Here is an 18,197-nt window from a genome sequence, read left to right on the forward strand (position 1 = left end):
CGATGCGGATCATCCTCGTCATGAGCGGCCGGGAGCTGGTCGCGCGGCTGCGCGACTGGACGGCGCTGCTGGTCGTCCTGGTGGCGCCGGTGGTGCTGGCCTCGCTGTTCAGCTTCGCGCTGGGACGCGCCGATCCGGTGCTCGGCGGCGTGCTCGGCGTGGTGGACCTGGACCGCAGCGAGTTGTCCGCCTTCATCGTCGACGAGATCGCCGGCTCGCCCGAAGTCGCGGCCTCGGTCGACCTGCGCATGCTGGCCACGGAGGAGGCGGCCGAGCAGGCGCTCAGGGACGGCGACGTCGAAGCGGCGGTGATCTTCCCGCGCGGCTTCGCGGCCACCGTGCAGCGGTCGGGCGGGCAGTCGCTGACGATCCTCACCCCGGCCGAGGGCGCGCGCGGCGGCATCGCGGCCAGGGGCGTGGTGGAGCGGGTCTCCGCCGAGGTGTACGCCGTCACGCTGGCCGCCAGGGTGGCCGTGGCCACCGGCATCCCGGCGGACGAGGCGAGGTCAGAGGCCGAACGCGACCATGCGCGGCAGCCGGGGCTGACGCTGGACGAGCACGTGATGCCCGGCGGTTCGGCCGTCGCGGCGGCCTACTACGGGCCGGGCATGGCGCTGCTCTTCGGCTTCTTCGCGGTGGCCGTGGCCGCGCGCAGCCTCCTGGCCGAGCGGCGGCTCGGCACGCTGGCGCGGACGCGGGCCGCTCCCGTCGCCGCGCTGGCGGTGGTGGCCGCCAAGGGGCTGGTGGGCTTCCTGTTCGCGCTGCTCGGCATGCTCGTCACCTGGGGTTCGTCGGTGCTGCTTTTCGGCGCCGACTGGGGCGACCCGCTGGGCGTCGTGCTCCTGTTCACGGTGTTCGCGCTGGCGGCGACCGGCATCACGATGGCGCTGGTCTCCGGGCCGCGTACCGGTGGCGAGGCGGAGGGCTCGCTGCTCGTGCTCGCCTTCACCTTCGCCGTCCTCGGCGGAAATCTGATCAACCTGTACCGGATGCCGGAGTACATGCAGTGGGTCTCGCTGCTGACCCCGAACGGGTGGGCCACGCGCGGGTTCTCCATCCTCACCACGGGCGGAGGGCTCGCCGACCTCGGTGGCCCGCTCCTGGCCCTGGCGGTCATCGCGGTCGTCTTCGCGGCGGTCGTCGCCGTGCGCTTCAGGAAGGGGCTCACGTGAGCCGTCTGGCAACCGTGCACGTTCTGTCCGCGCTGGTCGCGGCCAACCTGCGGCGGCAGGGCCGTGACCGCATCGGGCTCTTCTTCATGGTGATCCTGCCGTTCGTCATCATCGTCGTGGTCGGGCTGGCACTGGGCGGGCACGCCGGAGACGGGCAGCGGCTGCGCCTGGGCCTGGTCGTCGAGGGCTCGGGCTCGGCCGAGCTGGTCGCCCGTTTCGCCGAGCATCCCGAGCTGACCGTGGTCCGCGTCGCCGGGGTGGCCGAGCTGCGCCGCCAGATCGGGCAGGGCTCGCTGGTGGCCGGCCTGGTGCTGCCGGAAGGAGCCGGCGACCGCGCCATGCGGCTGCCGTTCTACCTGGTGGACGGCAGCGGCGAGGCGGCGGTCGTCCGTAACAACGTGCACGCCGTGCTCGGCCGGTACGGCGCGCTGGCCGGTGCGGAGCGGATGGCCGGGCGGCTCGACGCCTCGGCCGCGCAGGTGGACCTCGTGGTGGCCCGGACCGATCCGATCTTCTCCGACGTGCGCGTGGTCCCGGGAGCCGAGACGTTGCGGCTCGGGTTCGCCTACACCGCTCCGGCCAACCTCGTGCTGTTCACCTTCATCAACTCGGCGGCGGTCGCGGGCGCGCTGGTGGAGACGCGGCGGCTGGGCATCAGCCGCCGGAGCCTGGCCGCGCCCGTGCGGCCCTGGGTGCTGCTGGCCGGCGAGGTGCTCAGCCGCTATGTGATCGCCCTGCTCCAGGCGCTGCTCGTGGTGGTGGTGACGGCGTTGCTGTTCGGGGTGGAGTGGGGGGCGCCCGCCGGCGTGCTGCTGGTGGTGGCGGCCTTCTGCCTGGTCTCGACGGGGGTCGCCATGCTGGTGGGCGGCCTGGCCGGGACCGGGTTGCAGGCCGCGGCCCTGGGGCCGCCGATCGGCATCGTGCTCGGCATGCTGGGCGGGTGCATGTGGCCGCTGCTCATCGTGCCGCCGCTGTTACGGGACATCGGGCACGTCTTCCCGCACGCCTGGGCCATGGACGCGCTGCTGGCGCTGCCGCAGCGGGGTCTCGACGGCGCCATGACGCCCGTCGTCGTGCTGCTGGCCATGGGGGTCGCGGTCACGGCCGTCTCGCTTTACCTGTTCCGGCGCTCGGTCCTGCGAACGAGGTGAGAACGTGTCGACCTCCGACGGCCCGGCGGGCCTGAGCCCCGGTTCGCCGGCCGACATGCGAGACCCGGTGGGTCGCCTGGCCGGGCTGCTGAATCCCGGCTCGATGCGCCTGCTCGGTTCGGGCGCGGGCGACGTCGTGGTGGCGTGGGGGCAGGCCGGCGACGTCCCGGTCGTGGCGTTCTGCTGCGACGCCAGGGTGCAGGGCGGGGCGCTGGGCGGTGAAGGCTGCGAGCAGGTCGTCCGCGCCTACGACCTGGCGCTGCGCGAGCGGCTGCCGATCATCGGCGTGTGGCACTCGGGCGGCGCCCGGCTCGCGGAGGGCGTCGGGTCCCTGCACGGGGTGGGCCAGGTCTTCGCGGCGATGACCCGCGCGTCGGGGGTCGTGCCGCAGTTGTCCGTGGTGGTCGGGCCCGCCGCCGGCGGGGCGGCGTACGGTCCCGCGCTGACCGACGTGGTGGTGATGGCCGCGTCCGGAAGGCTCTTCGTCACCGGCCCCGACGTGGTCGAGAGCGTGACCGGGGAGCGGCTGGACATGGAGACGCTCGGCGGGCCCGAGCAGCACGCCACCCGCAGCGGCGTGGCCCACGTGGTGGCCGGCACCGAGGAGGCCGCCTACCGGGAGACGCGCCGCCTGGCCACGCTGCTCGCGCGCCAGGGCCTGATCCGGCCGGACGTCGCGGACGTCGACCTGTCGGGGCTGCTGCCCGACTCGCCGCGGCGCGCGTACGACGTGCGGCCGCTGGTCGTACGCCTGCTGGACGAGCCGGGCCTGGAGCTGCACCCCCGGTGGGCGCCGAACATCGTCACCACGCTGGGCAGGATCGCCGGGCGGACGGTGGGCGTGGTGGCCAACAATCCCGTGCGCCTGGGCGGCTGCCTGGACGCCCTGTCGGCGGACAAGGCCGCGCGGTTCGTGCGCATGTGCGACGCGTTCGGCGTGCCGCTGGTCGTGCTGGTGGACGTGCCCGGCTACCTGCCCGGGGCCAGGCAGGAGCACGAGGGCGTGGTGCGGCGCGGGGCCAAGCTGGTGCACGCCTTCGCCGAGTGCACGGTGCCGCGCGTCACCGTGATCACCCGTAAGGCGTACGGTGGCGCGTACATCGCGATGAACTCCCGCGCGCTCGGCGCGACCCGGGTGCTGGCCTGGCCCGGCGCGGAGATCGGGGTGATGAGCGCGGCGGCGGCGGTGCGGGTGCTCGGGCGGCGACGGCTGGCGCAGGCGCCCGAGCACGAGCGGGCCTCGCTGGAGGCCGGACTGGCGGCGGAGCACGCCGAGCGGACCGGTGGGCTGGGCCGGGCGATCGAGCTGGGTGTGGTGGACGAGATCGTCGAACCGGCGAAGACCCGGGGCGCGGTCCGGCGTGCTCTCGCGGAGGCCCGGCCGGGTCGTGGCGCGCACCGCAACATTCCGTTATGACAACAGTCGGTAGAACCTGTTCCGATCGTTACGGGGAAGTGGCTGCGATGTCATGGCGACAGATGCTACTTTCCGGTAGCGATCATGCGACTGAGTCTCAACCGTGGTTCGCCGTTCGGGGACGACTGTTGTTCCGACCCGACGTCAGGAGGTCTCTGAATGGGACGCACACCGGTCCTCGTCCTTGTCGCCGTAGCCTCGTTCCTGCTCATGTCGGCGGGTCTGACCCGGTTCTGGGTGGCCGACAAGGTCCTCGTGTCGCCGGCCGACCAGTACCAGGAGAGCGAACTGGAGGCCAAGGACGCCCAGTACTTCTCCGTCGCCGAGGGCAAGGTGGTGACCGCCGACCTGAGGATGATCATCACCACCCGTGGTGACGTGGCGCAGGCCACCGACTCCCGCGTGGTGTGGGACGAGTTCACCGTGGTGGACGACGTCACCCACAAGAGGCAGATCGACATCTCCGAGCGGCGCAGCGCGTTCGACCGGCGCACCGGCGTCGGCGTCTCCTGCTGCGGCACCAGGGTCAACGAGGAGCCGGTGGAGCTGGAGGGGCAGATCTACCTCTATCCGATCGGCGTGGAGAAGAAGACCTACAAGTTCTACAACCAGACGGCCAAGGGCGCCTACGAGGCCACCTTCGTCGGCGAGGACACCGTGGACGGGCTGCCCGTCTACAAGTTCCAGCTGAAGGTGCCGCCGACCAAGATCGACACCGTGAACCTTCCCGGGTCGTTCGTCGGCCTCGACGAGAAGGGCGAGGTCAAGCTCGACCGATGGTACGAGAGCGTCGACACGCACTACGTGGAGCCCATGACCGGCGGCGTGGTCAAGCAGGACATCAGCCGCAACGAGACGTTCAAGACCCAGGACGGCGTCGAGCGCAGCAAGGCCCTGGTCGCCGACGTCACGTTCACCCCGGAGACGGTGGAGGAACTGGTGGGCAAGGCCACCGCCGCCAAGAACCAGATCACGCTGCTCAAGGTGACCATCCCGGTCGTGCTGCTGGTGCTCGGGCTGCTGGCGATCGCCGCCGCGCTCGTCGTGTCCCGCCTCCGGCCGCGGGAGGCCTGACGGCGGGGGATCGCTGGAGGCGGCGGGTGTCGCTGGACGGCGGGGGACCGCCCGCTGCTCAGTCGGCGATCCAGTTCCCGTGGAAGCCGAGCGGGATCCGGGCCGGCAGGTGGATCGTGGCGACGGGCGCGCCGGTGAAGTCCTGCGCGGACAGGATCACGAGGTCGGCCGCTCCCCTGGCCGGGTTGTTGACGAAAGACAGCACGTAGCCGTCGTCCTCGGTCTCGCCTGAGGCGACGAACAGCGGCTCGCCCACGTACGCGCCCCGCCCGACCTGCCGCGCCTCCTGCGTGCCGCGCTCCAGGTCGTGCTTGATGAGCAGGTTGTCGAACGCCTCGTCGGGCAGGTCCTCGGGCTCGGCGTCGGTGGGGTAGATCGCGTCGTACAGGTCGGCGGTGGCCGAGGTGTAGCCGTAGCGGTAGGGGCGGCCGGTGCGGCGCTCGTCCATGCGCGGGAACTCCTGCGGCCGGTCGTCCAGCCGCGTCTCGGAGACCTTGCCCGGCCCGGGGTCGATCCGCCACCGGTCGAGCGTGGGCGCGCCGCCCCGGTCCAGTTGCGCGCGCACGAACCGCTTCGGGTAGCGGACCACGTCGACCACCACCTCGTCGCCGTCGTCGTAGGCGTTGAGCGTGTGGAACACCCAGCACGGCTCCACCTCGAACCACCGCACCTCGCCCGTCGCGCGGGAGAGCAGGCCCAGCCGGGCGGCGTGGGCGTCGTTCCACGCGTACGGCAGCGGGGCGCCCCTCGCGGCGCGGGCCATGCTGAACGTCACGGGCAGGTCGTAGATCACGACGTACCGTTCGGTGAGGGCGAAGTCGTGCACCATCGGCGCGTCGGCGATCGGGACGTGGCGCACCTGCGTCACCGTGCCCTGGGGGTCGATCACGAGGTGCTGGTGGTGCTCCCAGCCGTAGAAGTAGGCCACGGCGTGCAACTCCCCGGTGGCCGGGTCGGCGTGCGTGTGGGCGGCGAAGCCGCCGGGCAGTCCGCCGTCGAAGTCGCACGGTCCGATGGTGTCGAGCTCGTAGCTCAGCTCGTACGGCAGCGCCCCCGCCTCGACGGTGGCGAACGTGCGTCCGGCCAGCCCGATGACGTGGGTGTTGGCCGCGAAGTCCATGCCGGCGTGGACGGGTCCTGGCCTCGGCCGCTCGCCGAGCCGGCGGGCGACCTCGGCGTTGCGCACCCAGCGGTTGCGGTACCACTCGGCGCGGCCGTCGCGCAGCCGCACGCCATGGATCATGCCCTCGCCCACGAACAGGCGGGTGGCGCTCAGGTCGCCGAGGCTGAGCGGGTTGGGGCCGTTGCGGAGATAGCGGCCGTTCAGCTCGGCCGGGATGCGGCCGGTGACCTCGAGGTCGTAGGCGGTGACCTCTTCGGTCACCGGAGCCAGCGCGCCTGCGAAGGGGGTCGTGGCCACGGTCGGGTTCCTCTCGTCCAGCGGATGCGGGTGCGCACGAGGAACGGACGGCGCCGGGTCGCGCCGCGCGCCTCGGACGGGTGGGAGGAATCCGTGGACGCCGTTGCCACACTTGTACGACGATCTTCGCCGCACGTCAATGGCCCGCTGTCCCGGGGCGGGACAGAGCGAAGATTCTAGAGTAGAACGCGTTGCAGTTCGCGGAACCTCCGGCTTATCGTCGGCTCATGCGGACACGGGTCACGGACATGTTCGGAATCGAGCTCCCGATCTTCGCCTTCAGCCACTGCAGGGACGTGGTGGCCGCCGTCAGCCGCGCGGGCGGCATGGGGGTGCTGGGGGCGCTCTACTTCACGCCGGAAGAGCTCGAGATGGAGCTCAAGTGGATCGACGACCACGTGGACGGCAGGCCGTACGGTGTGGACGTCGTCATGCCGGCGTCGTACGAGGGCGCGGACTTCGCCGCCGAGGAACTGGTCGGCCGCCTCCAGTCGATGATCCCCGACGGGCACCGCGCGTTCGTGGAGGACCTGCTGTCCAGGCACGGCGTGCCGCCGTTGTCCTCGGACGCCGACCCGGGGCGGGTGCTGCTCGGCTGGACGGACGCCACGGCCAGGCCGCAGGTCGAGGTGGCTCTGCGGCACCCGATCGCGCTGCTGGCCAACGCGCTCGGCCCGCCGCCCGCCGACGTGGTGGACCTCGCCCACGCGCGGGGCGTCAAGGTCGCCGCGCTCGCCTCGACGCCCCGCCACGCGCTCAAGCAGGTCGAGGTCGGCGTGGACGTCGTGGTCGCGCAGGGCACGGAGGCCGGCGGGCACACCGGTGAGATCTCCACGATGGTGCTGATCCCGCAGGTGGTGGACGCCGTGGACGTGCCCGTGCTGGCGGCGGGCGGCATCGGGAACGGCCGCCAGATGGCGGCGGGGATGGCGCTGGGGGCGGAGGGCGTGTGGACCGGATCCCTGTGGCTCACGGTCGAGGAGGCGGACACGCCGGAGATGGCCAAGCAGCGCATCCTGGCGGCCACGTCCAGGGACACGGTGCGCTCGCGCAGCTGGACCGGCAAGCCGGCGCGGCTGCTCAGGAACGAGTGGACCGAGGCTTGGGAGTCGGAGGAGTCGCCGGGCACGCTGCCGATGCCGCTGCAGTTCATGCTGGTGTCGGACGCGCTGCGCCGCATCGGCCGTTCGGACGTCTCGGAGCTGGCCACGTTCCCCGCCGGCCAGGTCATCGGCGTGACCAACCAGGTCAGGTCGACGAAGGACGTGGTGTTCGGGCTGGTGGAGGAGTACGCCGAGGCGCTGGAACGCCTCGGTCGCATCACCGGGGACTAGCGGGCGCGGTAGAGCGGCGCACGCTTCTCGCGGAAGGCGAGGGTGCCCTCCTTGGCGTCCTCCGAGCCGATCACCGGCCAGCCGAGCTCGTCCGACACCTTCAGCGCGTCGGGCTCGGCCAGGCCGAGCGTGTCGCGGTAGGTGCGCAGGATCGCCTGCACGGCCAGCGGGCCCGATGCGGCGACGTCCGCGGCCAGTTCGCGGGCGGCCGTGAGCGCCTGCCCGTCGGGCACCACCCGGTTGACCAGGCCCATCGACAGCGCCTCCGCCGCCGTGACCGGGCGGCCCGTGAGGAGCAGGTCCATGGCGTGGCAGTACGGGATCTGCCGGGGCAGCCGTACGGCGCTGCCGCCCATGGGGAACAGGCCGCGTCTGGCCTCGAACAGGCCCAGCGTGGCCGACTCCGCCACGATCCGCAGGTCGGTGCCCACCAGCAGTTCCGTGCCGCCCGCGACCGCGTGTCCCTCGACCGCGCTGATGACCGGTTTGGTGGGCAGGTCCTCGCGCAGCAGCCCTTTCCAGTGGAAGTTGGGGATCCGCGCGGCCCTGGACTGGACCTCCGGATCGGTGGACTGTTGTCCCATGGCTTTGAGGTCGGCCCCCGAGCAGAAGGTGCCCTCGGCGCCGGTGAGGATCGCGACCCGGATCTCCGGCTCGGCCGACAAGTACGCCCAGGCCGAGGCGAGGCCGACCAGCATGTCGGAGGAGAGGGCGTTGCGGGCCTCCGGCCGGTTCATGGTGACGGTCAGGACGTGGCCGTCGCGTTCGACCCGGCAGTGGGGAGTGCTGATCGGCAGGAGCTCCACGGATGCCTCCGAATCGCTGTATCAAGCGCTTGCTACGAACTTTCGCCCCAGGATACGCTCCCCCTATCAAACGAGAACAGGTTCCTATTTGGCCCCCCGTGACATGACGGAGCGGGGAAGGCGGCGGCATCGAAGGCGAACCGACCCGCCTCCACGGCGTGGAGGCCCTGGACAGGGGGAAGTGCATGGGCACGCTCGGTTTCTGGAGGCTCGCGCAGGCCGACCCCGGATGGATCGCGGCCGTGGACCCCGACGGTACGGAGCACCGCGCCGGTGACCTGCTCGCCCGCTCCAACCGGCTCGTGCACGGCCTGCGCGGCCTCGGGCTGAAGCCCGGCGACGGCATCTGCGGCCTGGCACCCAACGGAGCCGACGGTCTCGTCCTCTACCTGGCCGCGCTGCAGGCCGGGTGGTACTACACCCCGGTCAACTGGCACCTGACCGGCCCCGAGATCGCGTACATCGTGTCCGACAGCGAGGCGAAGGCCTTCTTCGTGCACCCGCGGTTCCTCCAGGAGGGGGCGAGGGGCGCCGAGGCCATCGAGCCCGAGCGCAGGTTCGTCCTGGGCGACCGGGCCGCCGGCTTCCGCCCGGCCCGCGAGCTGACCGACGGGCGGCCCGGCACCGCGCCCGAGGACCGCACCGCCGGCGCCACCATGCACTACACCTCGGGCACCACCGGCAAGCCGAAGGGCGTCCGCCGTCACCTGAGCGGGCTCGACCCCGACGAGTCGGCCGAGCTGATGACGGGCCTGCTCGGGTTGTTCGGCGTCACGCCCGGCCGCCCCAACGTCCACCTGGTGACCTCGCCGAGCTACCACACGGCGGTGACCCAGTTCGGCGGGACCGCCCTGCACATGGGCCACACGCTCGTCTACATGGACCGGTGGGACGCCGAGGAGATGTTGCGGCTGTGCGAACGGCACCGCGTCACCAGCTCCCACATGGTCCCGACCCACTTCAAGCGGCTCCTCGCGCTGCCCGAGGAGACCCGGCGCGCGTACGACCTGTCCTCGCTCAGGTGGATGATCCACGCCGCCGCGCCCTGCCCGGTCCCGGTGAAGTGGGCCATGTTCGAGTGGTGGGGCGACTGCGTGTACGAGTACTACGCGGCCACCGAGGGCGGCGGCACCCTGGCCACGCCCGAGGGCTGGAAGGCGCACCCCGGCACAGTGGGCTCCGCCTGGCCCATCAGCGAGCTGCTCGTCGTGGACGACCAGGGCGAGCCGGTGCCGGCCGGCACCCCGGGGACGATCTACATGAAGATGATGGGCGTGCCGTTCGAGTACAAGGGCGATCCCGGCAAGACCGCCGCCAACCGGCTCGACGACTACTTCACCGTCGGCGACATCGGCTACCTGGACGAGGACGGCTTCCTCTACCTCTGCGACCGCAGGGCCGACATGATCATCTCGGGTGGCGCCAACATCTACCCGGCCGAGATCGAGAACGAGCTCATGGTCCACCCGAAGGTGGCGGACGTCGCCGTGTTCGGCATCCCGGACGAGGAGTGGGGCGAGCAGATCAAGGCCGTGGTCGAGCCCGCGCCCGGCGTGGAGCCGGGGCCGGAGCTGGCCGCCGAACTGCTCGCGTCGCTGGAGGGCCGCCTGGCCAGGATGAAGTGGCCGAAGACCGTCGACTTCATCGCGGAGATGCCCCGCGAACCCAACGGCAAGCTGCTCAAACGCAAGCTACGCGCCCCGTACTGGGAGGGACACGACCGTGCCATCTGATCCGCTGGTCGCCCAGCACGTCCTGGAGTTCCCCGGCGGCTACACCCGCTCCACGGGCCCGGTGATCGGCCGCTTCCTCAGCGAGTTGCGCGCCCGCCGCATCGTCGGGGTGCGCACGAAGGAGGGCAAAGTACTCGTCCCGCCCCTCGAGTACGACCCCATGACGGGCGAACCGGTCACCGGCGAGTTCGTCGAGGTCGGCCCGGCGGGGACGGTCACGACGTGGGCGTTCGTGCCCGAGCCGCGCCCCGGCCACCCGCTCGACCGGCCCTTCGCGTGGGCGCTGATCAGGCTCGACGGCGCCGACACCGCGCTCGTGCACGCCGTGGACGCGGGCGACCCCAAGAAGGTGCGGGAGGGCATGCGGGTCTGGCCCGTCTGGAACGACCGCCCCACCGGGCAGATCACCGACCTCGCGTGTTTCGTGCCCGAGGTGACCGAGATCGTGGCCGACGTACGCACCGAATACCGCCTCCAGGCGGGCGGCGCGCTCCGCGTCTTCCTGCGCGGCGTCGAACGCGGCGTCCTGCTCGGCGGCCGGTGCGACACCTGTGCCAAGGTGTACGTGCCGTACCGGCTGACCTGCCCCGAATGCGGCAGCGCCATCCCGGAGACGCTCGAACTCCCCGACACCGGGACGATCACCACGTTCGCCATCAACAACCTGCCCGACCCGCGCGCCCCCGAGGTGCCGTTCGTGTCGGCGTACATCCTGCTCGACGGCAGCGACATCCCCATGATCGCCCTGATCGGGGACGTACCCGCACACGAGGTACGCCAGGGCATGCGCGTCAAGGCCGTGTGGGTCCCCGAGCACGAACGCACGGCGTCCATGGCGAACATCCGCTGGTTCGCCCCCACCGGCGAGCCCGACGTGGAGCAGCCATGAGAGACGTAGCCATCGTCGCCTTCGCCCAGACGCGGCACACCGGCCACGACACCGGCCTGACCGAGCCCGAGCTGATCCGGCCCGTGATCGACGAGATCAAGGAGCGCACCGGGCTGCGACGCTTCGGCTTCACCTGCTCAGGAAGCTGCGACTACCTGGCCGGCGCCCCGTTCTCGTTCGTGTCGGCCCTCGACGCGCTCGCCGCCTGGCCGCCCATCTCCGAGAGCCACGTCGAGATGGACGGCGCCTGGGCGCTGTACGAGGCCTGGGTACGCCTCCAGCACGGCGACATCGACTCGGCCCTCGTCTACGGCTTCGGCAAGTCGTCGCTGGGCGACCTGCCGACGATCATGACCCTGCAGCTGGACCCGTACTATTTGGCGCCGCTCGGGCTCGACCAGCTCTCCTACGCAGCGCTCCAGGCGAACGCCGTCGGCGCGGACCGGGCCGAGCTGGACGAGATCGTCAGGCGCGGCCGGGCGGACGGGCGGCGCAACCCGTACGCGCTGGACCTGCCCGACCCCGAGGGTGAGGAGGTCGCGGTGCGGCCGCTCAAAGCGACGGACGTCCCGCCCGTGACCGACGGCGCCGCCGCGATCGTGCTCGCCACGGGCGACCTGGCGAGCCGGCTGAACCCCAGGCCCGCCTACATCCGCGGCATCGCCCACCGCACGGAACCCCACTACCTGGGCATGCGCGACCTGGCCCGGTCGGCCTCCGCCGCCGACGCCGCCCGCGCCGCGGGGGTCGGCAAGGGCCCCGTCGAGGTGGCGGAGCTGCACGCCCGCTTCCCGCACGAGGAGGTCATCCTGCGGGAAGCGCTCGGGCTGCCCGGCGACACCGTGATCAACCCGTCCGGCGGCCCGCAGTCCGCCGACCCGGTCATGGCCACGGGGCTCATCCGCATCGGCGAGGCCGCGCGGCGCATCCACGACGGCGCCGCCCGCCGCACCGTCGGGCACGCCGCCGGCGGCCCCTGCCTGCAGCAGAACCTCGTCACCGTACTGGAGGCGTGATGGGTGAGCGTTGTGCCGTCATCGGCATCGGGCAGACGCGCTACCGCAGCAAGCGCAGAGACGTGTCGATCGCCGGGCTCGTACGCGAGGCGGCGCTGCGGGCGCTGGAGGACGCCGGGCTGGAGTTCAAGGACATCGACGCCGTCGTCATCGGCAAGGCGCCCGACCTGTTCGAGGGCGTGATGATGCCGGAGTCGTACCTGGCGGACGCGCTCGGCGCGGCGGGCAAGCCGATGATGCGCGTGCACACCGCGGGCAGCGTCGGCGGCTCGACGGCGCTCGTCGGCGCCTCGCTGATCCAGGGCGGGGTGCACGAACGGGTGCTGGTCGTGGCGTTCGAGAAACAGTCGGAGTCCAACGCCACCTGGGCGCTCTCCACCCACCTGCCGTTCAGCGCGTCGCTGGTCGTGGGCGCGGGCGGCTACTTCGCGCCGCACATCCGCGAGTACATGCGCACGTCCGGCGCCCCCGCCCACATCGGCACGCTCGTCGCGGTCAAGGACCGGCTGAACGCGCTCAAGAACCCGTACGCCCACCTGCGGATCCCCGGCATCGACCGGGCCATGGTCGAGTCCACGCCGATGCTCTGGGAACCCATCCGCTACCTGGAGACCTGCCCGTCGAGCGACGGCGCCTGCGCGATGGTGTTGTCGTCGGAGTCGGCGGTCACCGGCACCCCCGCCTGGGTGCACGGCACGGCCATGCGCTCCGAGCCCATCTTCCGCGCCGGACGCGACACGGTCAGCCCCCAGGCGGGCAAGGACTGCGCGGCCGACGTCTACCGCCAGGCCGGCGTATCCGACCCGCGCCGCGACATCGACGTCGCCGAGGTGTACGTCCCGTTCTCCTGGTACGAGCCGATGTGGCTGGAGAACCTGGGGTTCGCGGCGCAGGGCGAAGGATGGAAGCTCACCGAGTCGGGCGCCACGGCACTCGACGGCGACATCCCGTGGAACGCCTCCGGCGGCGTGCTGTCCAGCAACCCGATCGGGGCGTCGGGGCTGATCAGATTCGCCGAGGCCGCGATGCAGGTGCGCGGGACGGCGGGCGAACACCAGGTGGACGGCGCCCGCACGGCGCTCGGCCACGCCTACGGCGGCGGATCCCAGTTCTTCGCGATGTGGATCGTCGGACGCGACAGACCCTGACCTGCGGGGACACCCCGCATACCCCGGACGAAGGAAGGTCGTCATGGAGTTCAACCACGCTGACCTGTTCGAAGGGCTCGCGGACACGATCGGGGACAGGACGGCCGTCGTCTGTGGCGAGGAACGGCGCACCTACGCCGAGCTCGACGCCGAGGCCAACCGGCTCGCCCACTACCTGGCGGACCTGGGCGTCCAGCCGGGCCAGCACGTCGGGATCCAGCTCTACAACGGCATCCCGTACGTCGCCGCCCTGCTCGCCGCGCTGAAGATCCGGGCCGTGCCGATCAACGTCAACTACCGCTACGTCGAGGCCGAACTGCTCTACCTCTACCGCGACTCCGACATCAGGGCGCTGATCTACGATGTGGAGTTCGATCCGCGGGTGAGCGCGGTGGCCGGCGAGGCGCCGCTGCTCCAGCACCTGGTCGCGGCCGGCGGGCCGTCGGCGATCGGCTCCGCGGTGCCGTACGCGACGGCTCTCGAACGCGGCAAGCCCGAACGGGGCTTCCCGACGCGCTCCGGCCAGGACGTGTACATCATCTACACCGGCGGCACCACCGGCCTGCCCAAGGGCGCGATGTGGCACGTCGAGGACCTGTTCATGGGCTTCGGCGGCGGCAACCCGTACGGCGAGCCGCGCGCCACCCCGCAGGAGGTCGTCGACGAGGCGGTCAAGGCCGCTCCGATGGTGATGATGGCCGCGCCCCCGCTCATGCACGGGGCCGCGCAGATGGCCACGTTCATCGCCTGGTGGATGGGCTCCACCATGGTGTACGTCCGCAAGTTCGACGCCTCCGAGGTCTGCCGGACGGTCGAGCGGGAACGGGTGTTCACCCTGAACATCACCGGCGACGCCATGGCCAGGCCGCTGGCGGACGAGCTGGAGGGCGGCGGCCACGACGTCTCCTCGCTCGTCGTGATCAGCTCGACCGGGGCCATCCTGTCCGGTGCCGTACGCGACCGGCTGCAGGAATTACTGCCCAACGTGATGATCCTGGACAACTTCGGCTCCACCGAGTCCGGCTACACGGCGTCGGGCGTGGCCGGCTCCTCGCCGGAGAAGGGCCTGCGCTACCAGCCCAACGCCGTGGTCAGGCTGGCCGTGCTCGACGAGCGGCTGCGGCCCGTCGAACCCGGCTCCGGGCAGATGGGGACGGTGGCGCGGTCGGGGCGGGTGGCGTTCGGCTACTACAACGACCCCGCCAAGACGGCCCGCACGTTCGTCACCGACGACGAGGGCACCCGCTGGCTGCTCACCGGCGACCTCGCGACCGTCGGGACCGACGGCACCGTGAACGTGTTCGGCCGCGGCTCGCAGTGCATCAACACCGGCGGGGAGAAGGTGTTCCCCGAGGAGGTCGAGGCGGTGCTGAAGGGGCATCCGTCCGTGTTCGACGCGGTGGTGACCGGGGTGCCCGACGAACGCTGGGGGAGCAGGGTCGCGGCCGTGGTCGAGCCGCGGGAGGGCGCCGAGCTCACGGAGGAGGAACTGGACGCGCACTGCAGGAAACTGCTGTCCGGGTACAAGGTGCCGCGTTCGTACGCGTTCGTCGCGGAGATGGTGCGTTCACCGGCGGGCAAGGCCGACTACCGCTGGGCACGGGAGACGGTGGAGGGCGGCGGCGCGTGACCCCGGTTTCGGAGGTCACGAGCGGGCGAGGCGGCGCAGCTCCTCCTTGATCGCCTTCGCCTCGTCGTCATCCCCGGCCCGCTCCATGAGGCGCAACCGGCCGTGCAGCACGTCACGCAGCAGCTCGGCCGGCCCTCCGTCGCGTCCGGTGACCGGCAGGCCGTGGAGCAGCTCCGCCGAGACCCGCAGCGCGGCGTCGGCGGCGTCGTCCCTGGCCAGCTCCTCCTGGCAGAGGCCGAGCCTGGCGTGCGCCACCGCCCTGGACATCGTGTCCCGCGTCACCTGCGTGGCCCGGTGGAAGACCAGCCCGGCCTCAAGTGCCCGGCCCGCCTCCATGAGGGCGTCGCCCAGCATGAGCATCGCCCTGGACAGCAGCTCCACCAGCAGGGCGTGACCGGGACCGTGGCGTTCGAGCGCCGCTACCGCCTCCCGCAGCGGCTGGATGGCCTCGGCGGCCATGCCCTGCATCCTGAGCGCGGAGGCCAGCGTCAGGCACGCGCCCGCGCGGCCCGTGTACAGGGCCTGCGCGTCCATACCCGCGGCCAGCAACTCGTCGTAGACGGCGACCGCCTCACGGGCCCTGGCCTCCGCCTCCGTCCCGCCGTCCAGCCGCAGCAGGGGCAGCAGCTCCGAGCTCTGCGCCAGCGAGTCGGCGAGGATCGCCCGGTACGTGAGGTCGCCCGGGTACCGCCTGGCCAGCGGGATCAACCCTTCCACGAGCTCGTTGGCCTCGGGGAGCCGGCCGAGCATCAGGTGGCACCTGGCCAGGCGCTGGGTGGCCAGCGCGTGCTTGACGGTGCCGGGGGCGTACGCGGTGGTGGCGGTCCTGGCGTACTCCGCGGCCTCCTCTGCCCGCCCCGACGCCAGCAGGTCGTCGGCGATCGTCGCGGCGGTCTCGGCGGCGTCCTGGGCGTCGGACAGCCGGGTGAACAGCTCCAGCGCCTCCACCAGGTGCCCCAGCGCCTCCTGACTCCTCCCGAACCCTCGCAGCACCTTCCCCCGCACCCGGACGGCCTCGGCCCGCACCCGCAGAAGCTCGGGGCGGTCCGGTTCGGCGCGGTCCAGTTCGGCCAGGGACCAGGTGATCGCCTCCAGTGCGGCCTGCGGACGATCCAGCACGACCAGGCCGGTACCGAGCCTGCAGTAGGTGGCGGCGGCGAGTCCCGGGTCGTCCAGTTCGTCGCAGAGGTCGGCGGCGCGCTCGCAGTACGCCAGGGCCTCGACGGCCCGGCCGTCCTCAAGCAGCCGGACGGCGTAACGGTTCAGCACGTCGACCAGCACCGGGCCGGCGCGGCGGAGCGGGTCGTCCGGTTGTCCGGCAGGACCACCGGTGGCGCCGAGAAGGTCGATGGCCTGCTCCATGACGGCGAGGTCGGCGGGGCCGAGCCTGGCGAGGGCGGCCAGAGCCAGGCCGAGCTCCGTACGGTACGCCTCCGATGCGGCGGCGAGGTTCCGGTGCACGCGCACGGCCAGTTCGGCGGCCACGCGCGCGGTCCCGTCGTCCCCCGCCCGCGCGGCCGTGTCGCTGAACCCCGACAGGCAGCGCCCGTACGCCGCGTGCAGCTCCAGGCCGGCGCCGTTCAGTGGCGCCTCGCGCTCAAGGGCGTCGGTGAACGCCGGCAGCGCCGGCAGCAGGTCCGGAATGTCGTCCGAGACACCGGCCAGAGCCTCGACCAGGCGTTCCAGTACGTCCGTCCCCGGCAACGGCCGCATGCCGAGGATCCGGAGCCACAGGGCCGCCCCGGCGGCGGGCTCGTCCTCCGTGCCACCCAGCTCGGCCAGCGTGACCATGGCCGCCACGTGCACGTCGACGAGATCGGGCGGCACCCGGCCGTCCTCCACCCACGACGCCGCCCCTTGGGCGAGCTTCTCCCTGGCGGCGTCCCGCCGGCCGAGTTCGGCCAGGCACAGTCCGCCCAGCTCCAGGCAGGTGGCGGCCGGCAGGCCGGGGGTGTCGCCGGTCAGTTCGAGCGCCCGGGTGACCGACTGCAGCGCGCCCTCGGCGTCCCCGCCGGCCAAGCGCATGCCGGCCTGCAGCCGCAGCGCCCCCGCGAGCGCCGGGGGAGCATGGAGCCCGTCCGCCACGAGCCCCTCGTACAACCCGGCCAGCCGGTCGGCGGCGGCCTCCGCGTCCGATGGGCGACCGGCACGGGACAGCGCGACGGTCTCCAGAATGAGCAGCTCCGCCAACTCCGTCCGGAACGCGGAGCTCGTACCGGTATGCGGCTCGTAGGACTCGACCGCGGTCTGCAGGTGCGCAACGGCCTCCTCGTGGCGGCCGAGCCCGGCGAGCGAGCGGCCGAGCGCCGCCTCGACCATGCCCACGGCGATCGTGCGCGGCCGATCCGGTACGGGATAGCGCTGCAGCAGCTCGGCCGCCTGCGACGCCAGCGCCAAACCGTCCCCGGCCCGTCCCGCGTCCGCCCAGGCGCGGGCGAGCGTCGCCTGCGCGGCCAGGTAGGCGTGGATCTCCTCCAGCCCAGGCACGCCCGCGCTCTCGACCGACTGCCTGCACTCCGCCAGGCGCCGCTCCGCACCCGCCACGGCCTGCCCGGGATCGCGGGCGACCATCGCCAGCAGCCAGGGCCGCCCACCACCGTGCCCGTCCGTCGCCGTACGCATCCGCCCCAACCTGACCCGCACCCCGGCCACAAGCCCCGGACGATCGCCCTCGTACAGTCCGGCGGCGCGTTCCAGTTGCGCTGCGCCGTCGGCGGTCCGGCCGAGCTCGTCCAGGCACAGGCCGAGCAGCCGCCGGGCGTTCGCCTGCGCCAAGGTGCGCTCGTCCGCCGCCAGGCACACGGACTCCTGCAACGGGCCGAGCGCCGCCTCCGGCCGGTCGTCGGCCAGCAGCAACTCGCCCAGCGCCGCCAGCTGCCCGGTCAGGCGGGCGCGGTGCTCGCCCGGGTCCAGCGCGGTCAAAGCACGCAGATTCCGTACGGCCTCCGCCGCGGTACGGGTGGCGGCGTCCAGGTCGTCCAGCCGCGCATGAAGCCTGGCCAGCAGGCCCGCGGTCTCCGCCAGCATGGACCGCAACCCGGGCTCCTCGGCGGCCAGGCCGCGCAACCGTACGGCGGCCTCAGCAGCCGGAACCAGGGCGTCGGCCGGTCTGTCCCGCGCTTCCAGCCAGGCGGCGAGAAGGTGGAGCCGATGGGCGACGTCCCTGCTCGTCGGGGTCACGTGCTCGACTGCGGCGGTGGCGGCCCTGGCGAGGTACGCGGCCAGCTCGGGCACCGCCGCGGGATCCGGCCCGTCGAACCGCATCATGGGCGCGGGCGCCGCGACGGCGTCCGTCGTCGGGAACTCCGTGCCGCCGACCGGGAAACCGAACGGCCGCAACCCGCCCCGCAACCCCGGGGCCGACGACACCGCCCCGCCGGCCCCGGGGTTGCGGGGCGGGTTGCGGC

The 18,197-nt window shown here is 72.6% G+C and carries 12 protein-coding genes and 1 pseudogene; 10 read left to right on the forward strand and 3 right to left on the reverse strand.

Annotated features, from left to right (window positions below):
• Positions 1-2: 2 nt before the first annotated feature.
• The 4 genes from E1295_RS26105 to pgfA all read left to right on the forward strand — a co-directional run bounded on the left by E1295_RS26105 (position 3) and on the right by pgfA (position 4,814).
• Entirely contained in the window at positions 3-1,172 is a 1,170-nt protein-coding gene (locus tag E1295_RS26105; RefSeq protein WP_132633619.1) for an ABC transporter permease, read from the forward strand.
• A complete protein-coding gene (locus E1295_RS26110) occupies positions 1,169-2,323 on the forward strand; it encodes an ABC transporter permease (protein WP_220448894.1) in 1,155 nt (384 codons plus the stop codon). The genes E1295_RS26105 and E1295_RS26110 overlap by 4 nt, the downstream gene beginning before the upstream one ends.
• Before the next feature lie 55 nt (positions 2,324-2,378).
• Complete coding sequence (locus E1295_RS26115) at positions 2,379-3,740, forward strand: acyl-CoA carboxylase subunit beta (RefSeq protein WP_132633649.1); 1,362 nt, start codon at positions 2,379-2,381, stop codon at positions 3,738-3,740.
• A 159-nt stretch (positions 3,741-3,899) separates the two neighbouring features.
• Positions 3,900-4,814, forward strand: a complete 915-nt coding sequence (pgfA, locus tag E1295_RS26120) for a cell envelope lipid trafficking protein PgfA (RefSeq protein ID WP_132633621.1) — start codon at positions 3,900-3,902, stop codon at positions 4,812-4,814.
• 58 nt (positions 4,815-4,872) lie between these two features.
• On the opposite strand, the gene E1295_RS26125 is transcribed toward pgfA, so the two are convergent.
• Entirely contained in the window at positions 4,873-6,234 is a 1,362-nt protein-coding gene (locus tag E1295_RS26125) for a carotenoid oxygenase family protein (RefSeq protein WP_132633623.1), read from the reverse strand.
• Positions 6,235-6,461: 227 nt separating this feature from the next.
• Here E1295_RS26125 and E1295_RS26130 point away from each other — a divergent pair, with 227 nt between their 5' ends.
• On the forward strand, positions 6,462-7,568 hold the full coding sequence (locus tag E1295_RS26130) for an NAD(P)H-dependent flavin oxidoreductase (RefSeq protein WP_132633625.1): 1,107 nt from the start codon (positions 6,462-6,464) through the stop codon (positions 7,566-7,568).
• Here E1295_RS26130 and E1295_RS26135 read toward each other — a convergent pair.
• Positions 7,565-8,374: a crotonase/enoyl-CoA hydratase family protein gene (locus E1295_RS26135; protein WP_132633627.1), complete on the reverse strand. Its 810-nt coding sequence runs from the start codon at positions 8,372-8,374 to the stop codon at positions 7,565-7,567. The two genes, E1295_RS26130 and E1295_RS26135, sit on opposite strands and share 4 nt — an antisense overlap.
• A 185-nt stretch (positions 8,375-8,559) precedes the next feature.
• Between E1295_RS26135 and E1295_RS26140 the strand changes: the two genes are divergently transcribed.
• Genes E1295_RS26140 through E1295_RS26160 form a run of 5 tightly spaced genes read left to right on the forward strand, consistent with a single transcriptional unit; the run spans position 8,560 to position 14,790 of the window.
• Positions 8,560-10,107 (forward strand): acyl-CoA synthetase, encoded by a 1,548-nt coding sequence (locus E1295_RS26140; protein ID WP_132633629.1) that lies wholly within the window; start codon positions 8,560-8,562, stop codon positions 10,105-10,107.
• On the forward strand, positions 10,097-10,996 hold the full coding sequence (locus tag E1295_RS26145; RefSeq protein ID WP_246080361.1) for a Zn-ribbon domain-containing OB-fold protein: 900 nt from the start codon (positions 10,097-10,099) through the stop codon (positions 10,994-10,996). Before E1295_RS26140 ends, E1295_RS26145 begins: the two co-directional genes overlap by 11 nt.
• Entirely contained in the window at positions 10,993-12,012 is a 1,020-nt protein-coding gene (locus E1295_RS26150; protein WP_132633631.1) for a thiolase domain-containing protein, read from the forward strand. The genes E1295_RS26145 and E1295_RS26150 overlap by 4 nt, the downstream gene beginning before the upstream one ends.
• Entirely contained in the window at positions 12,012-13,160 is a 1,149-nt protein-coding gene (locus E1295_RS26155; protein ID WP_132633633.1) for a thiolase domain-containing protein, read from the forward strand. Before E1295_RS26150 ends, E1295_RS26155 begins: the two co-directional genes overlap by 1 nt.
• Positions 13,161-13,203: 43 nt before the next feature.
• The gene (locus E1295_RS26160; protein ID WP_132633635.1) at positions 13,204-14,790 is read left to right on the forward strand and encodes an acyl-CoA synthetase; all 1,587 of its coding nucleotides are present in this window, start codon (positions 13,204-13,206) and stop codon (positions 14,788-14,790) included.
• Between the two features lie 15 nt (positions 14,791-14,805).
• Here the strand turns inward: E1295_RS26160 and E1295_RS48980 are convergent.
• Positions 14,806-18,197, reverse strand: a pseudogene (locus E1295_RS48980) (hypothetical protein); the annotation flags it as partial.

The sequence above is a fragment of the Nonomuraea mesophila genome (genome assembly GCF_004352805.1).
In the GTDB taxonomy this organism is placed as follows: Bacteria; Actinomycetota; Actinomycetes; order Streptosporangiales; family Streptosporangiaceae; genus Nonomuraea; species Nonomuraea longispora.